15 protein-coding genes are annotated in these 16980 nt (G+C 67.8%); 11 read left to right on the forward strand and 4 right to left on the reverse strand.

The window, feature by feature from the left end; translation table 11 throughout:
- Positions 1 to 50: 50 nt before the first annotated feature.
- From trxB to infA, 4 genes are all read left to right on the forward strand, one after another.
- A complete protein-coding gene (trxB, locus tag IEX13_RS06215) occupies positions 51 to 1001 on the forward strand; it encodes a thioredoxin-disulfide reductase (protein ID WP_188662267.1) in 951 nt (316 codons plus the stop codon).
- Positions 998 to 2149, forward strand: coding sequence for a GNAT family N-acetyltransferase (locus IEX13_RS06220; RefSeq protein ID WP_188662269.1), 1152 nt, complete (start codon positions 998 to 1000; stop codon positions 2147 to 2149). The genes trxB and IEX13_RS06220 overlap by 4 nt, the downstream gene beginning before the upstream one ends.
- Complete coding sequence (gene aat / locus IEX13_RS06225; RefSeq protein WP_188662271.1) at positions 2115 to 2861, forward strand: leucyl/phenylalanyl-tRNA--protein transferase; 747 nt, start codon at positions 2115 to 2117, stop codon at positions 2859 to 2861. Before IEX13_RS06220 ends, aat begins: the two co-directional genes overlap by 35 nt.
- A gap of 80 nt (positions 2862 to 2941) precedes the next feature.
- Positions 2942 to 3160 carry a translation initiation factor IF-1 gene (gene infA / locus IEX13_RS06230; RefSeq protein WP_034220409.1) on the forward strand — a complete coding sequence of 73 codons (219 nt, stop codon included), beginning with the start codon at positions 2942 to 2944 and terminating at the stop codon, positions 3158 to 3160.
- Here the strand turns inward: infA and clpA are convergent, their stop codons facing one another.
- Entirely contained in the window at positions 3161 to 5437 is a 2277-nt protein-coding gene (gene clpA, locus IEX13_RS06235; protein WP_188662272.1) for an ATP-dependent Clp protease ATP-binding subunit ClpA, read from the reverse strand. It abuts the gene before it with no gap.
- Positions 5438 to 5475: 38 nt separating this feature from the next.
- Complete coding sequence (gene clpS, locus IEX13_RS06240; RefSeq protein ID WP_188662274.1) at positions 5476 to 5802, reverse strand: ATP-dependent Clp protease adapter ClpS; 327 nt, start codon at positions 5800 to 5802, stop codon at positions 5476 to 5478.
- Positions 5803 to 5860: 58 nt separating this feature from the next.
- Between clpS and IEX13_RS06245 the strand changes: the two genes are divergently transcribed.
- The 5 genes from IEX13_RS06245 (at position 5861) to acnA (ending at position 11386) form a co-directional block, all read left to right on the forward strand.
- Positions 5861 to 6325, forward strand: coding sequence for a hypothetical protein (locus IEX13_RS06245; protein WP_188662276.1), 465 nt, complete (start codon positions 5861 to 5863; stop codon positions 6323 to 6325).
- Positions 6322 to 6786 carry an NUDIX hydrolase gene (locus IEX13_RS06250; protein ID WP_188662278.1) on the forward strand — a complete coding sequence of 155 codons (465 nt, stop codon included), beginning with the start codon at positions 6322 to 6324 and terminating at the stop codon, positions 6784 to 6786. The genes IEX13_RS06245 and IEX13_RS06250 overlap by 4 nt, the downstream gene beginning before the upstream one ends.
- A complete protein-coding gene (gene mnmA / locus IEX13_RS06255) occupies positions 6783 to 7943 on the forward strand; it encodes a tRNA 2-thiouridine(34) synthase MnmA (RefSeq protein WP_188662279.1) in 1161 nt (386 codons plus the stop codon). The genes IEX13_RS06250 and mnmA overlap by 4 nt, the downstream gene beginning before the upstream one ends.
- Positions 7940 to 8551 carry a high frequency lysogenization protein HflD gene (hflD, locus tag IEX13_RS06260; RefSeq protein WP_188662281.1) on the forward strand — a complete coding sequence of 204 codons (612 nt, stop codon included), beginning with the start codon at positions 7940 to 7942 and terminating at the stop codon, positions 8549 to 8551. The genes mnmA and hflD overlap by 4 nt, the downstream gene beginning before the upstream one ends.
- An 84-nt stretch (positions 8552 to 8635) precedes the next feature.
- Complete coding sequence (gene acnA / locus IEX13_RS06265; protein WP_188662282.1) at positions 8636 to 11386, forward strand: aconitate hydratase AcnA; 2751 nt, start codon at positions 8636 to 8638, stop codon at positions 11384 to 11386.
- Positions 11387 to 11477: 91 nt separating this feature from the next.
- Here the strand turns inward: acnA and IEX13_RS06270 are convergent, their stop codons facing one another.
- The gene (locus tag IEX13_RS06270) at positions 11478 to 12026 is read right to left on the reverse strand and encodes a hypothetical protein (protein WP_229668470.1); all 549 of its coding nucleotides are present in this window, start codon (positions 12024 to 12026) and stop codon (positions 11478 to 11480) included.
- On the opposite strand from IEX13_RS06270, the gene IEX13_RS06275 reads away from it, so the two are divergent.
- Both IEX13_RS06275 and IEX13_RS06280 read left to right on the forward strand, forming a co-directional pair.
- The gene (locus IEX13_RS06275) at positions 12025 to 13704 is read left to right on the forward strand and encodes a long-chain fatty acid--CoA ligase (protein ID WP_188662284.1); all 1680 of its coding nucleotides are present in this window, start codon (positions 12025 to 12027) and stop codon (positions 13702 to 13704) included. The genes IEX13_RS06270 and IEX13_RS06275 overlap by 2 nt on opposite strands.
- Before the next feature lie 158 nt (positions 13705 to 13862).
- Positions 13863 to 14783 (forward strand): crotonase/enoyl-CoA hydratase family protein, encoded by a 921-nt coding sequence (locus IEX13_RS06280; protein WP_188662286.1) that lies wholly within the window; start codon positions 13863 to 13865, stop codon positions 14781 to 14783.
- Between the two features lie 19 nt (positions 14784 to 14802).
- Here the strand turns inward: IEX13_RS06280 and IEX13_RS06285 are convergent, their stop codons facing one another.
- Positions 14803 to 16974, reverse strand: a complete 2172-nt coding sequence (locus IEX13_RS06285) for an ATP-binding protein (RefSeq protein WP_188662288.1) — start codon at positions 16972 to 16974, stop codon at positions 14803 to 14805.
- Positions 16975 to 16980 lie beyond the last annotated feature (6 nt).

Below are 16980 nucleotides of genomic sequence, written 5' to 3' on the forward strand. Positions count from 1 at the left end.
CAAGCTACGTGGCCTTCGCGACAACTCCCCACGAACCTGAAGAATCATACATGACCGCCCCCAAACACTGCCGCCTGCTCATCCTCGGTTCCGGCCCGGCCGGCTACTCCGCCGCCGTCTACGGTGCCCGCGCCAACCTCAAGCCGGTGCTGGTGACGGGCCTGCAGCAGGGCGGCCAGCTGATGACCACGACCGAAGTGGACAACTGGCCGGGCGACGCCCACGGCCTGATGGGGCCCGACCTGATGGCGCGCATGCAGGCCCACGCGGAGCGCTTCGAGACCGAGATCGTGTTCGACCAGATCCACACCGCCGACCTTTCGCGCCGGCCCTTCCGCCTGGTCGGCGACAGCGGTGAATACACCTGCGACGCGCTGGTCATCGCCACCGGCGCCAGCGCCAAGTACCTGGGCCTGCCCAGCGAACAGGCCTTCATGGGCAAGGGCGTCTCGGCCTGCGCCACCTGCGACGGCTTCTTCTTCCGCGACCAGGACGTGGCGGTGATCGGCGGCGGCAACACGGCCGTCGAAGAGGCGCTGTACCTGTCCAACATCGCCCGCAAGGTGTACCTGGTGCACCGCCGCGACAAGCTGCGCTCGGAGAAGATCCTGCAGGACAAGCTGTTCGCCAAGGCCCAGGCCGGCAAGGTCGAGATCATCTGGGACCACACGGTGGACGAAGTGCTGGGCGACAACACCGGCGTCACCGGCATGCGCATCCGTTCGACCAAGGACGACGTGGCCCGCGAGATCGCCGTGCAGGGCTTTTTCGTCGCCATCGGCCACACCCCCAACACCTCGCTGTTCGAGGGCCAGCTGGACATGCGCAACGGCTACCTGACCATCAAGTCGGGCCTGGACGGCAACGCCACCGCCACCTCGGTGCCGGGCGTGTTCGCCGCCGGCGACGTGGCCGACCAGGTCTACCGCCAGGCCATCACCTCGGCGGGCTTCGGCTGCATGGCGGCGCTGGACGCCGAGAAGTTCCTCGACAAGGAATGACCGGCGGGACCCTCCGCCTCCACGACCAGCTCGACGACATCCCGGCGCAGGCCTGGGATTCGCTGCACGACGGCAGCAACCCCTTCATCGCCCATGCCTTCCTGGCCGGGCTGGAGCGCCACGGCTGCCTGCGCCCGGCCTGGGGCTGGACGCCGCGGCACGCCAGCCTCTGGCGGGGCGGCGAACTGGTCGCCGCCGCGCCGGCCTACCTGAAGTCGAACTCGCACGGCGAGTTCGTCTTCGACCAGGCCTGGGCCGCGGCCCACCACCGCCTGGGCCGGGAGTACTACCCGAAGTGGCTGGTGGCGGTGCCCTACTCGCCCGTCACCGGACCGCGCCTGCTGGCCCGCGAACCCGAAGACCGCGCCGCGCTGGCGCAGGCGATGCGGCTACGGTCGGCACGCGACGGCCTGTCGTCCCTGCACGTGAATTTCCATCCGGAATACGAAACAGCGGCCTTCGGCGAAGGCTGGCTGCGGCGCGACGACGTCCAGTACCACTGGCAAAACCGCGGCTGGCCCGATTTCGATGCGTTCCTGGCCGACCTGCAGCCCCGCAAGCGCAAGAACATCCGCCAGGAACGGGCCCGCGTCGCCCGCGATGGCTTCGCCTTCCGATGCGTGCACGGCGACGAGGCCAGCGAAGCCGAACTCGAGGCGATGTACTACTTCTATTGCCGCACCTTCGCCGACTACGGCAACCACCCGGCGCTGTCCCTGGCCTTCTTCCAGCACCTGGCCCGGGCCATGCCGCGGCAGCTGGTGCTGGTGCTGGCGCAGCGCCACGGGGAGATCGCCGCCGGCGCGCTGTGCCTGCGCGGCGGCGACACCCTGTACGGACGCTACTGGGGCGCGGTCGAGGCGTCGCCCGGCCTGCATTTCGAGGCCTGCTATTACCAGGGCATCGACTACTGCCTGCGCGAAGGCCTGAAGGTGTTCGAACCCGGCGCCCAGGGCGAACACAAGGTCGCCCGCGGCTTCCTGCCGGTGCTCACCCGCAGCCACCACCACGTGGCCGAAGCCGCCTTCGGCGCGGCGCTGGCGGACTGGTGCGACCAGGAGCGTCGCGCCGTGGCGGCCCACCGGGAGGTGGTGCTGCGGCATCATCCCTACCGTGAACTTCCTGCCGATCCCCCGCCTGCATCCTGACCACCCCGCGGCCTTCCCGCCGGCGGCGCAGGCGCTTGAAGAACCCAACGGGCTGCTGGCCTGGGGCGGTGACCTGTCGCCCGAACGCCTGGGCGCCGCTTACCGCCAGGGCATCTTCCCGTGGTTCAGCGAAGGCCAGCCGCCGCTGTGGTGGTGCCCCGATCCGCGCGCCGTGTTCGACACCCGCGGCATCCGCCTGCCCGGCCGCTTTCGTCGCCAGCTGCGCAAGAGTCCCTGGACGGTGCGCGCCGACACCTGTTTCGACGCCGTCGTCGATGCCTGCGCGCGCGCCCCGCGCCCCGGCCAGGACGGCACCTGGATCCTACCCGCGATGCAGGAGGCCTACGGCCGCCTGCACCGGCTCGGGCACGCCCACAGCATCGAAGTCTTCGACGGCGATACCCTGGTCGGCGGCCTGTACGGCGTGGCCTCGGGCGAGATGTTCAGCGCCGAAAGCATGTTCAGTGGCCAATCCGGGGGCTCGAAGGTGGCGCTGGCGGCGCTGGGCCACTGGCTGTCCGGCTGGGGCTGGCCGCTGATCGACGCCCAGGTCGGCAACCCGCACCTGATGTCGCTCGGGGCTCATGAAATGCCGCGGGCGTCCTACCTGGCGCGCCTGGCGGACCTGGCCGGGCGTCCGGGGCGCCCGGGAAACTGGTCCGCACTACCGCCGCTGGCGGCAGCATCACTGGCAGGCGTCAGCGGCGGTTAACCAAATTTTTGCAAGTGGGGCAAGGAGATGGCAGAATCACCGGCTTCCAAGCGCGGTTCCCCCGCCCAGCGAAACAGAGAATGTCCAAAGACGATTGCATTGAATTCGAAGGTACGGTTCTCGAGACCCTCCCGAACACCATGTTCCGGGTCAAGCTCGAGAACGGCCATGTCATCACGGCCCACATTTCCGGCCGCATGCGCAAGAACTACATCCGCATCCTGACCGGCGACAAGGTCAAGGTCGAGATGACCCCCTACGACCTGACCAAGGGTCGCATCACCTACCGCATGAAATAATCAGACGGTAGCGGGGAGCAGCTTCTCGGGCTCGGCCTGGGAATCGACCACCAGCTCCCCGTCGCGTACGTCCACGGACACGCGACCACCGTTGGCCAGCTTGCCGAACAGCAGCTCGTCCGCCAACGGCCTCTTGATCTTGTCCTGAAGCAGCCGCGCCATCGGGCGCGCGCCCATCTGCGGGTCGAATCCGTGCTGGGCCAGCCACTGCCGCGCTTCCGGCGTCGCCGACAGGCTGACGTGCTTTTCGTGCAGCTGCGATTCGAGCTCGATCAGGAACTTGTCGACCACGCGCAGGATGTGGTCCAGCCCCAGCGAGCCGAACTGGATGATGCCGTCCAGGCGGTTGCGGAACTCGGGCGTGAACGCCTTGCGGATCACTTCCATCGCGTCGGTGGTGTGGTTCTGTTCGACGAAACCCATGGTGCGGCGCGAGGCCTGGGCGGCGCCGGCATTGGTGGTCATCACCAGCACCACGTTGCGGAAGTTGGCTTCGCGGCCGTTGGTGTCGGTGAGCACGCCGCGGTCCATGACCTGCAGCAGGATGTTGAACACGTCCGGGTGCGCCTTCTCGATTTCGTCGAGCAGCAGCACGCAGTGCGGGGTCTTGACGATCTTTTCGGTCAGCAGGCCGCCCTGGTCGAAGCCGACGTAACCCGGGGGCGCGCCGATCAGGCGGCTCACCGAGTGGCCTTCCATGTATTCGGACATGTCGAAGCGCACCAGCTCGATGCCCAGCTGCATCGCCAGCTGCTTGGTCACCTCGGTCTTGCCCACGCCGGTGGGGCCGGCGAACAGGAAGTTGCCGATCGGCTTGTCCGGGCTGGCCAGCCCGGAGCGGGCCAGCTTGATCGCCGACACCAGGGTCTCGATGGCCGGGTCCTGGCCGAAGATGACCATCTTGAGGTTGCGTTCGAGGTTTTCCAGCACGTCCTTGTCCGAAGCGCTGACCTGCTTGGTCGGGATGCGCGCCATCTTGGCCACGATCAGCTCGATTTCCTCGACGTCCACTATCTTCTTGCGCAGCTCGTCGGTGAGCAGGCGCTGGCGGGCACCGGCCTCGTCGATGACGTCGATGGCCTTGTCCGGCAGCAGGCGGTCGTTGATGTGCTTGACCGACAGGTCGACCGCCGCCTGCAGGGCGTCTGACGCGTATTCGACGTCGTGGTGCTGCTCGAAGCGGGTCTTGAGCCCGTGCAGGATCGCGACGGTTTCGGCCACGGTGGGTTCGACCACGTCGATCTTCTGGAAACGGCGGGCCAGCGCGCGGTCCTTTTCGAACACGCCGCGGTATTCCTGGAAGGTGGTCGAACCGATGCAGCGCAGTTCGCCGCTTTGCAGCACCGGCTTGATGAGGTTGGAGGCGTCCATGGTGCCACCCGAGGCCGAACCGGCGCCGATGATGGTGTGGATCTCGTCCACGAACAGGATCGCGCCCGGCTCCTTCTTGATCTGCTGGATGACCGCCTTCAGCCGCTTCTCGAAGTCGCCGCGGTACTTGGTGCCGGCCACCAGCGCGCCCAGGTCGAGCGAGTAGATGGTGGCGTCCTTGAGCACCTCGGGCACCTTGCCCTCGACGATGCGCCAGGCCAGGCCCTCGGCCAACGCGGTCTTGCCCACGCCGGCTTCACCGACGTAGAGCGGGTTGTTCTTGCGGCGGCGGCAGAGCACCTGGATCGTGCGTTCGACCTCTTCCTCGCGGCCGATCAGCGGGTCGATCTTGCCCTCCCGGGCGAGATCGTTGAGGTTGGCGGCGAATTCCTCGAGCGGATTGCCCTTGCTTTCCACGCCCTCCTCGCCCTCGGGCTTGGCCTCGGGCGCGGGCTTGTCCTCGGGACCTTCGCCGATCTTGGCGATGCCGTGGGAAAGGTAATTGACCACGTCGAGCCGGGTGATTTCCTGCTGGTTGAGGAAATACACCGCGTGCGAGTCTTTTTCGCCGAAGATCGCCACCAGCACGTTGGCGCCGGTGACTTCCTTCTTGCCCGAGGACTGCACGTGGTAGACCGCGCGCTGCAGCACCCGCTGGAAACCCAGCGTCGGCTGCGTGTCGCGGGGGTCGTCGGCCGGAAGCACCGGCACGGTGTCGGCGATGATCTGGCGCAGCCCGGTGGCCAGGCGCGGCTGGTCGGCCCCGCAGGCCTTGAGCACGCCGGCGGCGGACGGGTTGTCCAACAGCGCCAGCAACAGGTGCTCGACCGTCATGAATTCATGGCGGGCTTCGCGGGCCTGCTTGTAACACTGGCCGATGGTGTACTCGAGGTCCTTGCTGAACATGCTCTGCTCCGGAACGTTTGCTCCGATATGGGGCCAGCCTAGGCTTTTTCCATGGTGCACAACAGGGGGTGCTGGTGCTCCCTGGAGAACTCGTTGACTTGCGTTACCTTCGATTCAGCCACTTCGCGCGTGTAGACGCCGCAAACGCCCTTGCCCCGCGTGTGGACATGCAGCATCACCTGGGTGGCCTGTTCGCGGTTGAGCGCAAAGAAAACCTGCAGGACCTCGACCACGAAGTCCATGGGCGTGAAGTCATCGTTGAGCAGCACGACCTGGTACAGGGGCGGCCGGACAACCTCGGGCTTGGCGGTCTCGACCGCCACGCCATGGTCGTGTTCGCGTTCGGGTGGGCGATTCTGGGACATGGGGCAAGTATAAGATGGTCGGGCCGGATCCCGCCGGCAACCGACCCGGAGCGCCCACATGCCTTTCCGCCTCGCCCTGATCACCCTCGCCCTGCTGGCCGCCCCCGCCCTGGCGGCGGACCATGACGCCGTCGTGAAAGCCCAGCTCGAATCCAAGGGAACACCCTTCACGATCGATGAAGACGGCGATTTCCAGATCACCGTACGCGTCGCCGGCGACCGCACCCAGCTGGTCTGGGTCCGGTCCACGGTCCAGGCCACCGGCCAGTTCAAGGTCCGCGAGATCTGGTCGCCGGGCTACCGCGCGCCGACCGGGGATTTCACCGCCGCCATCGCCAACGACCTGCTCGAGCGCAGCAACAACCTCAAGCTGGGCGCCTGGGTGAAGCAGGACGACGTGGCCATGCTGGTCATCAAGGTGCCGGCCGATGCCAGTGCCGACGCCCTGGACGAGGCGATCGACCTGGCCGCCGCCGCGGCCGACGCGGTCGAGCGCCAGCTGCTGGGTTCCGACGAACTTTGAACTACCGCAGCGGCCGCTTCTGGCAACCGGATGTCACCGTCGCCACCGTGGTCGTGCGCGGGGGCCGGCTGCTGGTGGTCGAGGAACAGGTGCAGGGCGCGCTGGTGCTGAACCAGCCGGCCGGCCACCTCGAGCCCGACGAAAGCCTGCACGAGGCGGCGCGCCGCGAAACCCTGGAAGAAACCGGCTGGGAGGTCGAACTGACCGCCTTCATCGGCGCCTACCAGTGGGCGTCGCCGCGTGACGGCAAACATTTCCTGCGCATGGCCTTCGCCGCCGAGCCGCGCCGGCACCACCCCGACCGGCCGCTGGACGAAGGCATCGTGCGCGCGCTTTGGCTGACGCCGGGCGAACTGGCGGCCGAATCGGCCCGGCACCGCAGCCCGATGGTCTGGAGGGTCGCCGAGGACTTCCTGGCCGGGCGCCGCCTGCCCCTGAACGCCACGATCCACGTCGCATGACTCCCGCCCGGGTCATCGTCGGCCTGTCCGGCGGCGTCGATTCTTCCGTGGCCGCCCTGCTGCTCAAGCGCCAGGGCGAGTCCCTGGCCGGGCTGTTCATGCAGAACTGGGACGACGACGCACAGGGAGGTGCTAGTGCCGCGGGAGGCAGGATGCCGGGAGCGGCAGACAAGAGTAACTGCCGGGCCGAAGACGACCGCCGGGACGCGCTGCGCATCGCCGGCCTGCTCGGCATCCCCTTCCACAGCCGCAATTTCGCCGCCCAGTACTGGGCCGACGTCTTCCAGCATTTCCTCGACGAATACCGCGCCGGGCGCACGCCCAACCCGGACGTGCTGTGCAACCGCGAGATCAAGTTCAAGACTTTCCTCGACGAAGCCCGCGCCCTGGGCGCCGAGGCCATCGCCACCGGCCACTACGCCCGGGTCGAACAACGCGAGGGCCGTTGGGCCCTGCTGCGCGGCGTCGATACCGGCAAGGACCAGAGTTATTTCCTGCACCAGCTTGGCCAGGAACAGCTGGCCGCCACCTTGTTCCCGATCGGCCACCTGCCCAAGGCCGAGGTGCGCCGGCTGGCCGCCGAGGCCGGGCTGCCGACCGCGGCCAAGAAGGATTCCACCGGCATCTGTTTCATCGGCGAACGCGACTTCCGCGAGTTCCTGGGCCGCTACCTGCCCGCCCGCCCCGGCGAGATCCGCGACCCGCACGGCGTGGTCGTCGGTGAACACGCCGGCTGCTGGTACTACACCCTGGGCCAGCGTGAAGGCCTGCACATCGGCGGCGTGCGCGGCCGCTCGGCCGCGCCCTGGTTCGTGGTGGCCAAGGACGTGGCCAACAACGTCCTGGTCGTCGACCAGGGCAGCTCCAGCCCCTACCTGCTTTCGACCCGGCTGCGTTCGGAGCCGGCGCACTGGGTCGCCGGCGCGCCCGAATCGGCCCGTTTCGACTGCACCGCCAAGACCCGATACCGCCAGGACGACCAGGCATGCACGGTGGAGGTGGACGCGGACGGTGCGCTTTCCGTAGCCTTCGCGTCCCCGCAGCGCGCGGTCACGCCCGGCCAGTCCGTGGTGTTCTACCGCGACGATGAATGCCTGGGTGGCGCCGTGATCGCCGCCACCGACGCCCCCCTGGAAAGGAAAACCGCCCCGCCATGAAGGATCGCGCCCTTGCCCTCGCCGGCCTGCTGCAGGCCGTGCAGCTGGTCCAGCAGATGGCCCAGACCGGCCAGGCCCAGTCGGAACCGCTGGCCGCCAGCATCGACAGCCTGTTCCGCTTCGACGCCGAATCACCCGAAGCCGTCTTCGATGGCGCGCACAAACTGCGGCCCGGGCTGGAACGCCTGATCGGCCAGCTCGACGGCGGCGCCGGCCGCGACGCGGCCCTGACCCGCATGGCCATGACCGTGCTGCACCTGGAGCGCAAGTTCATCAACCACCCGCGGGCGCCCGGCGCCGTGCACGACGGCCTGGAAGACATCGCCCGCCAGCGTGAACACTTCGGCGCGGCCCATCCCACCGTGCTGGCGCGGCTGGGCGAGCTGTACGCCAATGAAGTCTCGCCGGTCGGTCCGCGCGTGCTGGTGCAGGGCAACCCGGTCTACCTGGGCCAGCCCGACGTAGTCGGCGAGGTCCGCGCCACGCTGCTGGCGGCGCTGCGCGCGGCCGTGCTGTGGCGCCAGCTGGGCGGCAGCTACTGGGACTTCCTGGTCGGCCGCCGTGCCCTCGCGCAGGCCACCAGGGAGTGGCTCGCGGCCACGGCCTGACGCCGGCGCGCCGCGGTCGCGGCCCGGACGGGAGGGTACGGTTTGGGGCATAATACGGGGCTAACCAGCCCCCGGAGCCTGTCCATGAGCGACTCCTTCGCCACGCGCGACCAATTGGCCGTCAACGGCAAGTCCTACACCTTCTACAGCCTCGAAAAGCTGGGCCAGCGCTTCGACCTCAAGCGCCTGCCCTATTCGATGAAGATCCTGCTCGAAAACCTCCTGCGCTGCGAAGACGGCGGCATGACGGTGGGCAAGGAACACATCGAGGCGGTGGCCACCTGGGACGCGAAGAAGGAGCCGGACACCGAGATCGCCTTCATGCCGGCGCGCGTGGTGCTGCAGGACTTCACCGGCGTTCCCTGCGTGGTGGACCTGGCGGCGATGCGCGACGCGGTGGTCAAGCTCGGCGGCAATGCCGACCAGATCAACCCGCTGATCCCCTCCGAACTGGTCATCGACCACTCGGTGCAGGTGGACGTCTTCGGCAAGCCCGAAGCGCTCGACCTCAACGGCAAGATCGAATTCCAGCGCAACCAGGAGCGCTACAGCTTCCTGCGCTGGGGCCAGAAGGCCTTCGACAACTTCAAGGTCGTGCCGCCCAATACCGGCATCGTGCACCAGGTCAATCTTGAACACCTTGCCCGCGTTGTCATGACCGGCGAAAAGGACGGCGAACTGGTCGCCTACCCCGACACCGTCTTCGGCACCGACTCGCACACCACCATGATCAACGGCATCGGCGTGCTGGGCTGGGGCGTCGGCGGCATCGAGGCCGAAGCGGCCATGCTGGGCCAGCCGAGCTCGATGCTGATCCCGCAGGTCGTGGGTTTCAAGCTCACCGGCAAGCTGCCCGAGGGCGCCACCGCCACCGACCTGGTGCTCACCGTCACCCAGATGCTGCGCAGCCTGGGCGTGGTCGGCAAGTTCGTCGAATTCTTCGGCGAAGGCCTGGACCACCTGCCCCTGGCCGACCGCGCCACGATCGCCAACATGGCCCCGGAGTACGGCGCCACCTGCGGCATCTTCCCGGTCGATGAAGAGTCCCTCACCTACCTGCGCCTGTCCGGCCGCGACGAAGACCAGGTCGCGCTGGTGAAGGCCTATGCCCAGGCCCAGGGCCTGTGGCGCACCCCCGGCCAGCCGGAAGCCGACTACAGCGCCACCCTGCACCTGGACATGGCCGACGTGAAGCCGTCACTGGCCGGCCCCAAGCGCCCGCAGGACCGCGTGCTGCTGACCGACCTCAAGCGCAACTTCGAGGAAAACCTGGCCGGCCTGACCGCCAAGCGCAAGCCGGCCAACGAAGAAGTGGCGCGCATGGACGCCGAAGGCGGCCACCAGCCGCAGGCCGACCACCTGGCCGCACGCCCGAAGGGCAAGCTGCGCATCCAGGACCAGGACGTCGAAATCACCGACGGTTCGGTGGTCATCGCCGCCATCACGTCCTGCACCAACACCTCCAACCCGGCGGTGATGCTGGGCGCCGGCCTGCTGGCGCGCAACGCCGCGGCCAAGGGCCTCAAGGCCGCGCCGTGGGTGAAGACCTCGCTCGGCCCGGGCTCGCTGGTGGTCACCGACTACCTGAAGAAGGCCGGCCTGCTCGACGACCTCGAGAAGCTGGGCTTCTACGTGGTCGGCTACGGCTGCACCACCTGCATCGGCAACTCCGGCCCGCTGCCCGAGGAAGTGTCCAAGGCCATCGCCGAGCACGACCTGGTGGCGGCGTCGGTGCTTTCGGGCAACCGCAACTTCGAGGGCCGCGTGCACTCGGAAGTGAAGATGAACTACCTGGCCTCGCCGCCGCTGGTGGTCGCCTACGCCATCGCCGGCACCGTCGACATCGACCTGAGCACCGAACCGCTGGGCACGGGCAGTGACGGCAAGCCGGTGTACCTGAAGGACATCTGGCCCACCAACAAGGAGATCGGCGACTTCATCGCGCGCACGGTCGGCCCGGAAATGTTCAAGGCCAACTACGCCAACGTCTTCGCCGGCGACAGCCGATGGAACGAGATCCAGTCGCCGGACGGCGCCAAGTTCGCCTGGGACGAAGCCTCCACCTACATCAAGAACCCGCCCTACTTCGACGGCATGAAGATGGAAGTCGGTTCGATCACCGACATCCACGGCGCCCGCGTGATGGGCCTGTTCGGCGATTCGATCACCACCGACCACATCAGCCCGGCCGGCAACGTCAAGGCCAGCTCGCCGGCCGGCAAGTTCCTGCAGGGTCGCGGCGTGCAGCCGGCCGACTTCAACAGCTACGGTTCGCGCCGCGGCAACGACGACGTGATGGTGCGCGGCACCTTCGCCAACATCCGCATCAAGAACCTGATGCTGGGCGGCGAAGAAGGCGGCAACACCATCCACTACCCGTCGGGCGAAAAGATGCCGATCTACGACGCGGCCATGAAGTACAAGGCCGAGGGCGTGCCGCTGGTGGTGTTCGCGGGCAAGGAATACGGCACCGGTTCGTCGCGTGACTGGGCGGCCAAGGGCACCAACCTGCTGGGCGTGAAGGCGGTGGTGGCGGAATCCTTCGAGCGCATCCATCGCTCGAACCTGGTCGGCATGGGCGTGCTGCCCTGCCAGTTCCTGGACGGCCAGAACGCGAAGACGCTTGGCCTCAAGGGCGACGAGGTGGTGCAGATCACCGGGCTGGACGACGGCAAGGCCCGCCAGGCTACGGTGGTCGCCACGCGCCCGGACGGCACCGAGATCCGCTTCCAGGTGCAGGTGCTGCTGCTGACCCCGAAGGAAGTCGAATACTTCCGCCACGGCGGCATCCTGCACTTCGTGCTGCGCCAGCTGGCGGCCCGCAAGGCCGCCTGATCCCGCCAACCACCGGTGGGAGGGCTTCAGCCCCGAACGAACGGCCCGCGCAAGCGGGCCGTTCTTCTTTCGGTATTCGCCGACGCGAGAATTATTCCCAGTCCGCCGAGATCAGCTTCCAGTCGTCGCCTTCCCGGCGCCAGCCGGTTTTCACCTGGTAGACCTCGGCGCGTTCGGGCATCCAGCCGGTGCCGCCCCGGGCCGCGGCGGTGAAATTCACGCGGGCCCGGTCCTGCCCGACCAGTTCCACGTCCAGCGGCCCCAGGGTCACCCCCACCTGCCGGTTTCGCAGCCACAGCAACGCCAGATAGCGTCGGAAGCGGTCACGGTCCATGCCCTGCGGGCCGGCGAAATCGTCTGCGAAATTTTCCACCAGTGCGTCGCTGTCGCGCGCTTCGGCGGCCGCCTCCATGGCCGCGATGGTCTCGCGCAGGGCCTGTTCCGGTGGCGTCCTGGAACAGCCTGCGGCCAGGGCGAGCAGCCCCAGGGCCAGGGCCGTGAAGACGGCGCGAAACCATACGCCATGCGCCTTGCCTGGCCCCGGACGGTATGCTCCAATCGAGCGAATACTCCAATTCCGTTCATGTGCGCGCAGCGCGCTGCGGGGAGTACCGGCATCGGGTATCGAGGGGAAGTGCATGGATTTCGAACGTCCTTGGCTGGCCAATTATCCGAAGGGCATCGGTCCGGAGGTCGACCTTGAAAAGTATGCCTCCATCGTCTCGGTGCTGGAGGAAACCTGTCGTCTCTACCGCGACAACCCGGCCTTCGCCAACTTCGGCAAGAAAATCACCTACGCCGAGGTCGATGAGCTCAGCACCCGGTTCGCAAACTACCTCCTGCACGAGCTCAAGCTCAAGAAGGGCGACCGCGTCGCCCTGATGATGCCCAACATCCTGCAGTACCCCATCGCCATCTTCGGCGTGCTGCGCGCCGGGCTGACGGTAGTCAACACCAACCCCATGTACACCGCGCGCGAACTGCGCCACCAGCTCACCGACTCGGGCGCCAGCGCCATCGTCGTGCTGGAAAACTTCGCCCACGTGGTCGAAGAAGTCGTGGCCGATACGCCGATCAAGCAGGTCATCGTCACCGGCGTCGGCGACATGCTCGCCTTCCCCAAGGGGGCCCTGGTCAACTTCGTGCTGCGCCACGTCAAGAAGCAGGTGCCCGAATACAGCCTGCCCGGCCACGTTCGCTTCAACGACACCCTTGCCAAGGGCGTTGGCAAGACCCTGCCCGCCATCGAACTGCGCGGCGAGGACATCGCTTTCCTGCAGTACACCGGCGGCACCACGGGCGTCGCCAAGGGCGCCATGCTGACCCACCGAAACCTGGTGGCGAACATGCAGCAGTCGTCGATCTGGATCGGCACCAACGCCACGATGGGCCAGGAAGTCATCGTCACGGCGCTGCCGCTCTACCATATCTTCGCGCTGACGGCGAACTGCCTGGTCTTCATGAAATTCGGCGGGCTCAACTACCTGATCACCAATCCGCGCGACATGCCCGGCTTCGTGAAGGAACTGAGCCGGATTCCGTTCACCGCCATCACCGGCGTCAACACCCTCTTCAACGGCCTGCTCAATACCCCGGGCTTCGACAAGATCGACTTTTCGCGCCTGCACCTGACCCTCGGCGGCGGCATGGCCGTGCAGCGCGCGGTCGCCGAGCGCTGGAAGAAGGCCACCGGTGTCACCCTGGTCGAGGCCTATGGCCTTACCGAGACCTCGCCGGCCGCCTGCATCAATCCCATGGACCTGCCCGAGTACAACGGCTCGATCGGCCTGCCGATCCCGTCCACGGACGCCTGCATCAAGGATGACGACGGCAGGATGCTGCCGGTCGACGAAGTCGGCGAACTCTGCATCCGCGGCCCGCAGGTGATGGCGGGCTACTGGCAGCGTCCCGAGGAAACCGCCAAGGTGATCGACGCCGACGGCTGGCTGCACACCGGCGACATGGCGAAGATGGACCCGCAGGGCTTCTTCTACATCGTCGACCGCAAGAAGGACATGATCCTGGTCTCGGGCTTCAACGTGTACCCGAACGAGGTCGAGGACGTCATTGCGCTGATGCCGGGCGTGCTCGAGGTCGCTGCGGTCGGCGTTCCCGACGACAAGTCCGGTGAAGCCGTGAAGGTGGTGATCGTGCGCAAGGATCCGGCGCTGACGGCCGACCAGGTGAAGGCCTTCTGCAAGGAGAACCTCACCGGTTACAAGCTTCCGCGCTACGTCGAATTCCGGGACGAGCTGCCCAAGTCCAACGTCGGCAAGATCCTGCGCCGTGAACTCAGGGACTCCGCCGCGAAGGCCTGAACACCGGGGCCGCCCCTACACCATCTCGGGGGCGGTTTACAACCTGGGCTGAATGAGGTCTAGAATCGGGCGCAGGGCCCTAAACGGGTCCTTAACCGCCGCCCGGCTCCACGTGCCATGCGGGCGGCTTCAGAGCCCCGAGCCCCGAGGACACGCCCATGAGCCCCGTAGTCGAACTTCACAACCCACGCCCCTTCTCCTACCGCACGCTGCGCACCCAGGAAGATCCCGGGACGCGCACCAGCTGGATGTACATGCACGCCGAGCGTGCCCACGACGGCGAGCGCCGTCGTCCCTGTTTCACCCTGGACCTGATGAAGGACATGCGTGACTACCTGGCCGGGGTCGGCCAGCGCAGCCAGCAGACCGCCATCGATGGCCGCGAGCCGGGCCTGGACCACCTGGTGGTGACCTCGGACGCCAGCGCCTTCAACCTGGGCGGCGACCTCGAGCTGTTCGCCCGGCTCATCCGCGAGCGCGACCGCAGCTCGCTGCTGGCCTATGCCCGGATGTGCGTGGAAGGCGTCTACCACCTGCACACCCAGCTCGGCGGCCGGGTCGACACCGTGGCCCTGGTCCAGGGCGACGCCCTGGGCGGTGGCCTCGAACTGGCCCTGTCCTGCCAGACCATCGTTGCCGAAGAAGGCGTGGGCATGGGTTTCCCGGAGGTGCTGTTCGACCTGTTCCCGGGCATGGGTGCCTATTCCTTCCTGTGCCGCCGGGTCAGCCCGGCCCAGGCCGAAAAGCTGATGCTCGACGGCACGGTCTACACCAGCGAACAGATGTTCGAGATGGGCATCGTCGACCTGGTGGTGCCCAAGGGCCAGGGCGTGCAGGCGGTGCAGGACCTGCTGCGTTGCCATCGCCGTGCCCCGCACGCCCGCCTGGCGATGCAGCGGGTGCGCGACTACGCCCAGCCGGTGACCCTGGAAGAGCTGATGCGCATCACCGAGATCTGGGTGGATACCGCGCTGCAGCTGGGTGAAAAGTCCCTGCGCACGATGGAACGACTGGTCCGGGCGCAGGAGCGTCGCGCCAGCGAAGCCGGCGCCGCCACTTCGCTCGCCGCCGCCCTCTGACGCGCCCCGGGCCCGGGGCCTACCCCGAGGCGTCGTCCGAGTGCTGCCCTCCCGACCGGGAGGGCAGCCGGGCGAGGGCCTCCCGGGCCAGTTCGAACTGCTCGCGCAGCAGGCGTTCGCGCGCGCGCCAGTCCTTGGCCAACTGCCAGTTCGGCAGCTGCATGATCTCGTAACCCAGCGTCGCCACCCGCGACATGCCCAGGTTGCCCGCGACGCCCTTGAGCGCGTGGCAGTGGTCGCGGAACCCATCCCAGTCGCCGGCCTGGCCGGCCGTTTCCAGCGAACCCAGGCAGCGCAGCGCATCGCGCACGCACTGCTGCACGAAGTTGGCCACGAAGTCCTTGCCCAGGTTCAGTTCGGCCAGTTCACCCAGCACGGTGTCGTCAAGCACGACCGCGTCCGCGGAAGCTGCGGTTTCGGCGGCCGACGTCGCCGGCTCGCTGCCGCCCAGGGCGACGTCGGCCAGGGCCTCGAGCAGGCGTCCGGCGACGATGGGCTTGGGCAGGAACGCCCGCGCGCCGGCCTGTTCGCAGGCCTGGATGGCTTCGGGCGTGACGTCGGCGGTGAGCACCAGGAACGGCGTGCGGTGCTTGCCGCCCGCTTCCATCACCCGCACCTCGCGCATCACGTCCAGGCCGCTGACGCCGGGCATGTGCAGGTCCACCAGCACGGCGTCGAAGTCACGTTCGGTGAGCACGTTCAGCACTTCATCCCCGGTTTCGACCTCTTCGACGTGGTGGCCGGCCTTCTCCAACAGGCGGCGCAGCACCATCCGGTTGGCGGCATGGTCGTCGGCGATCAGCGTATGCAGCGGCTTGACCCTCGCACGGTGGCGCACGAAGGGGTCGTCGAAGGCGATGACATTGGCCGGCGACGGCAGCGCCCGGGCGGCTTCGGCGGAAGCCAGTTCGTAGGGCAGCTCGACCCAGAAGTGCGAACCCTGCCCTTCCTCGCTCTCGAAACCCAGGCGGCCACCCATGGTTTCAGCCAGGCCCTTGGCGATCGTGGTGCCCAGGCCCGTACCGCCGTGGCGGCGGGTCTTGGCGGTGTCGACCTGTTCGAAGGCCTCGAACAGGCGCTTCTGCGCCTCGAGCGGGATGCCGATGCCGGTGTCGCGCACCGAGAAGCGCAGCATGATTTCCGACGGCGCGCCCTTGCCGGCTTCGGCCAGCTCGCGCTTTCGCGGTGCCGCCGGCCCCACGTCCAGCGTGACCCGGCCGACGTCGGTGAACTTGATGGCGTTGTTGAGCAGGTTCACCAGGATCTGCCGCAGGTGGTCGACGTCGCCGCGCAGGGTGTCGGGCACGCGGTCCGAGACCTGCACGGTGAAGCCCAGTCCCTTGGCGGCGGCGGCGGGCTGGAGCATGACCTGCACGCCGCGCGTGAGCTCGCGCAGGCTGAAGTCCTCGACGTTCAGGCGCAGCTTGCCGGCCTCGATGGCGGAAATGTCCAGCACGTCCTCGACCAGGGCCAGCAGCGCCCGCGCCGAGGTCTGGATGACCTCGGTGCATTCACGCTGTTCCTTGCTCAGCCGCGTGGTGCTCAGCAGCTGCGACATGCCGACGATGCCATTGAGCGGCGTGCGGAACTCGTGGCTCATGTTGGCAAGGAAGCGGCTCTTGGCCTCGTTGGCGCGCTTGGCTTCTTCGGTGGCGCGGGTCAGCGCGCGCAGCAGCGAGGTGAGGTAGGCCGGGATCGCGGTCAGGCCCAGCAGCAGGCCCCAGCCCAGCATCAGGTTCTGCTGCCAGTAGGGCGTGGTGAGCAGCACGCCCAGGAAGCTGGCGCTGGCGATAAGGATGGCCGCCACCAGGTAACGTTCGCCAAAGCGAAGGCCGTTGCCGATCGTCACCCACATCAGCACCACGTAAACCGGCGCCAGGGATTCGCCGAGCACGTGCATGGCCGCGCCCATCATGCCGTAGTCGAGCAACATGCCCACCACCCGGCGCGGATGCGACACGCCCGGTCGCAGCGCGATGCCGACCAGGATGCCCAGGCCGACCACGAACTCGATGGCGAAGAACGCGAAGACGAGCCGAAGCGGCTCGTTGCTTACTTCCGAGGACGACGTGACGCCCAGCAGGTAGACCAGGATCACCGCGGTCACCACGACGCGGGTAATCGCCTGGCCGTGCTCGCTGTCGCTTCGGTTCCGGAAGCGGGCGGCCAGGGCCTGCAAGGGGGAATTCACGGGGCG

Origin of the sequence: Arenimonas soli (genome assembly GCF_014643775.1) — a bacterium.
GTDB lineage: Bacteria > Pseudomonadota > Gammaproteobacteria > Xanthomonadales > Xanthomonadaceae > Arenimonas > Arenimonas soli.

Bases quoted from the DNA above. Each gene is read 5' to 3' on its own strand.
- trxB (WP_188662267.1), top strand. From the start codon at position 51: ATGACCGCCCCCAAACACTGCCGCCTGCTCATCCTCGGTTCCGGCCCG.
- IEX13_RS06220 (WP_188662269.1), top strand. From the start codon at position 998: ATGACCGGCGGGACCCTCCGCCTCCACGACCAGCTCGACGACATCCCG.
- infA (WP_034220409.1), top strand. From the start codon at position 2,942: ATGTCCAAAGACGATTGCATTGAATTCGAAGGTACGGTTCTCGAGACC.
- clpA (WP_188662272.1), bottom strand. From the start codon at position 5,437: ATGTTCAGCAAGGACCTCGAGTACACCATCGGCCAGTGTTACAAGCAG.
- clpS (WP_188662274.1), bottom strand. From the start codon at position 5,802: ATGTCCCAGAATCGCCCACCCGAACGCGAACACGACCATGGCGTGGCG.
- IEX13_RS06245 (WP_188662276.1), top strand. From the start codon at position 5,861: ATGCCTTTCCGCCTCGCCCTGATCACCCTCGCCCTGCTGGCCGCCCCC.
- mnmA (WP_188662279.1), top strand. From the start codon at position 6,783: ATGACTCCCGCCCGGGTCATCGTCGGCCTGTCCGGCGGCGTCGATTCT.
- hflD (WP_188662281.1), top strand. From the start codon at position 7,940: ATGAAGGATCGCGCCCTTGCCCTCGCCGGCCTGCTGCAGGCCGTGCAG.
- acnA (WP_188662282.1), top strand. From the start codon at position 8,636: ATGAGCGACTCCTTCGCCACGCGCGACCAATTGGCCGTCAACGGCAAG.
- IEX13_RS06275 (WP_188662284.1), top strand. From the start codon at position 12,025: ATGGATTTCGAACGTCCTTGGCTGGCCAATTATCCGAAGGGCATCGGT.
- IEX13_RS06270 (WP_229668470.1), bottom strand. From the start codon at position 12,026: ATGCACTTCCCCTCGATACCCGATGCCGGTACTCCCCGCAGCGCGCTG.
- IEX13_RS06280 (WP_188662286.1), top strand. From the start codon at position 13,863: ATGAGCCCCGTAGTCGAACTTCACAACCCACGCCCCTTCTCCTACCGC.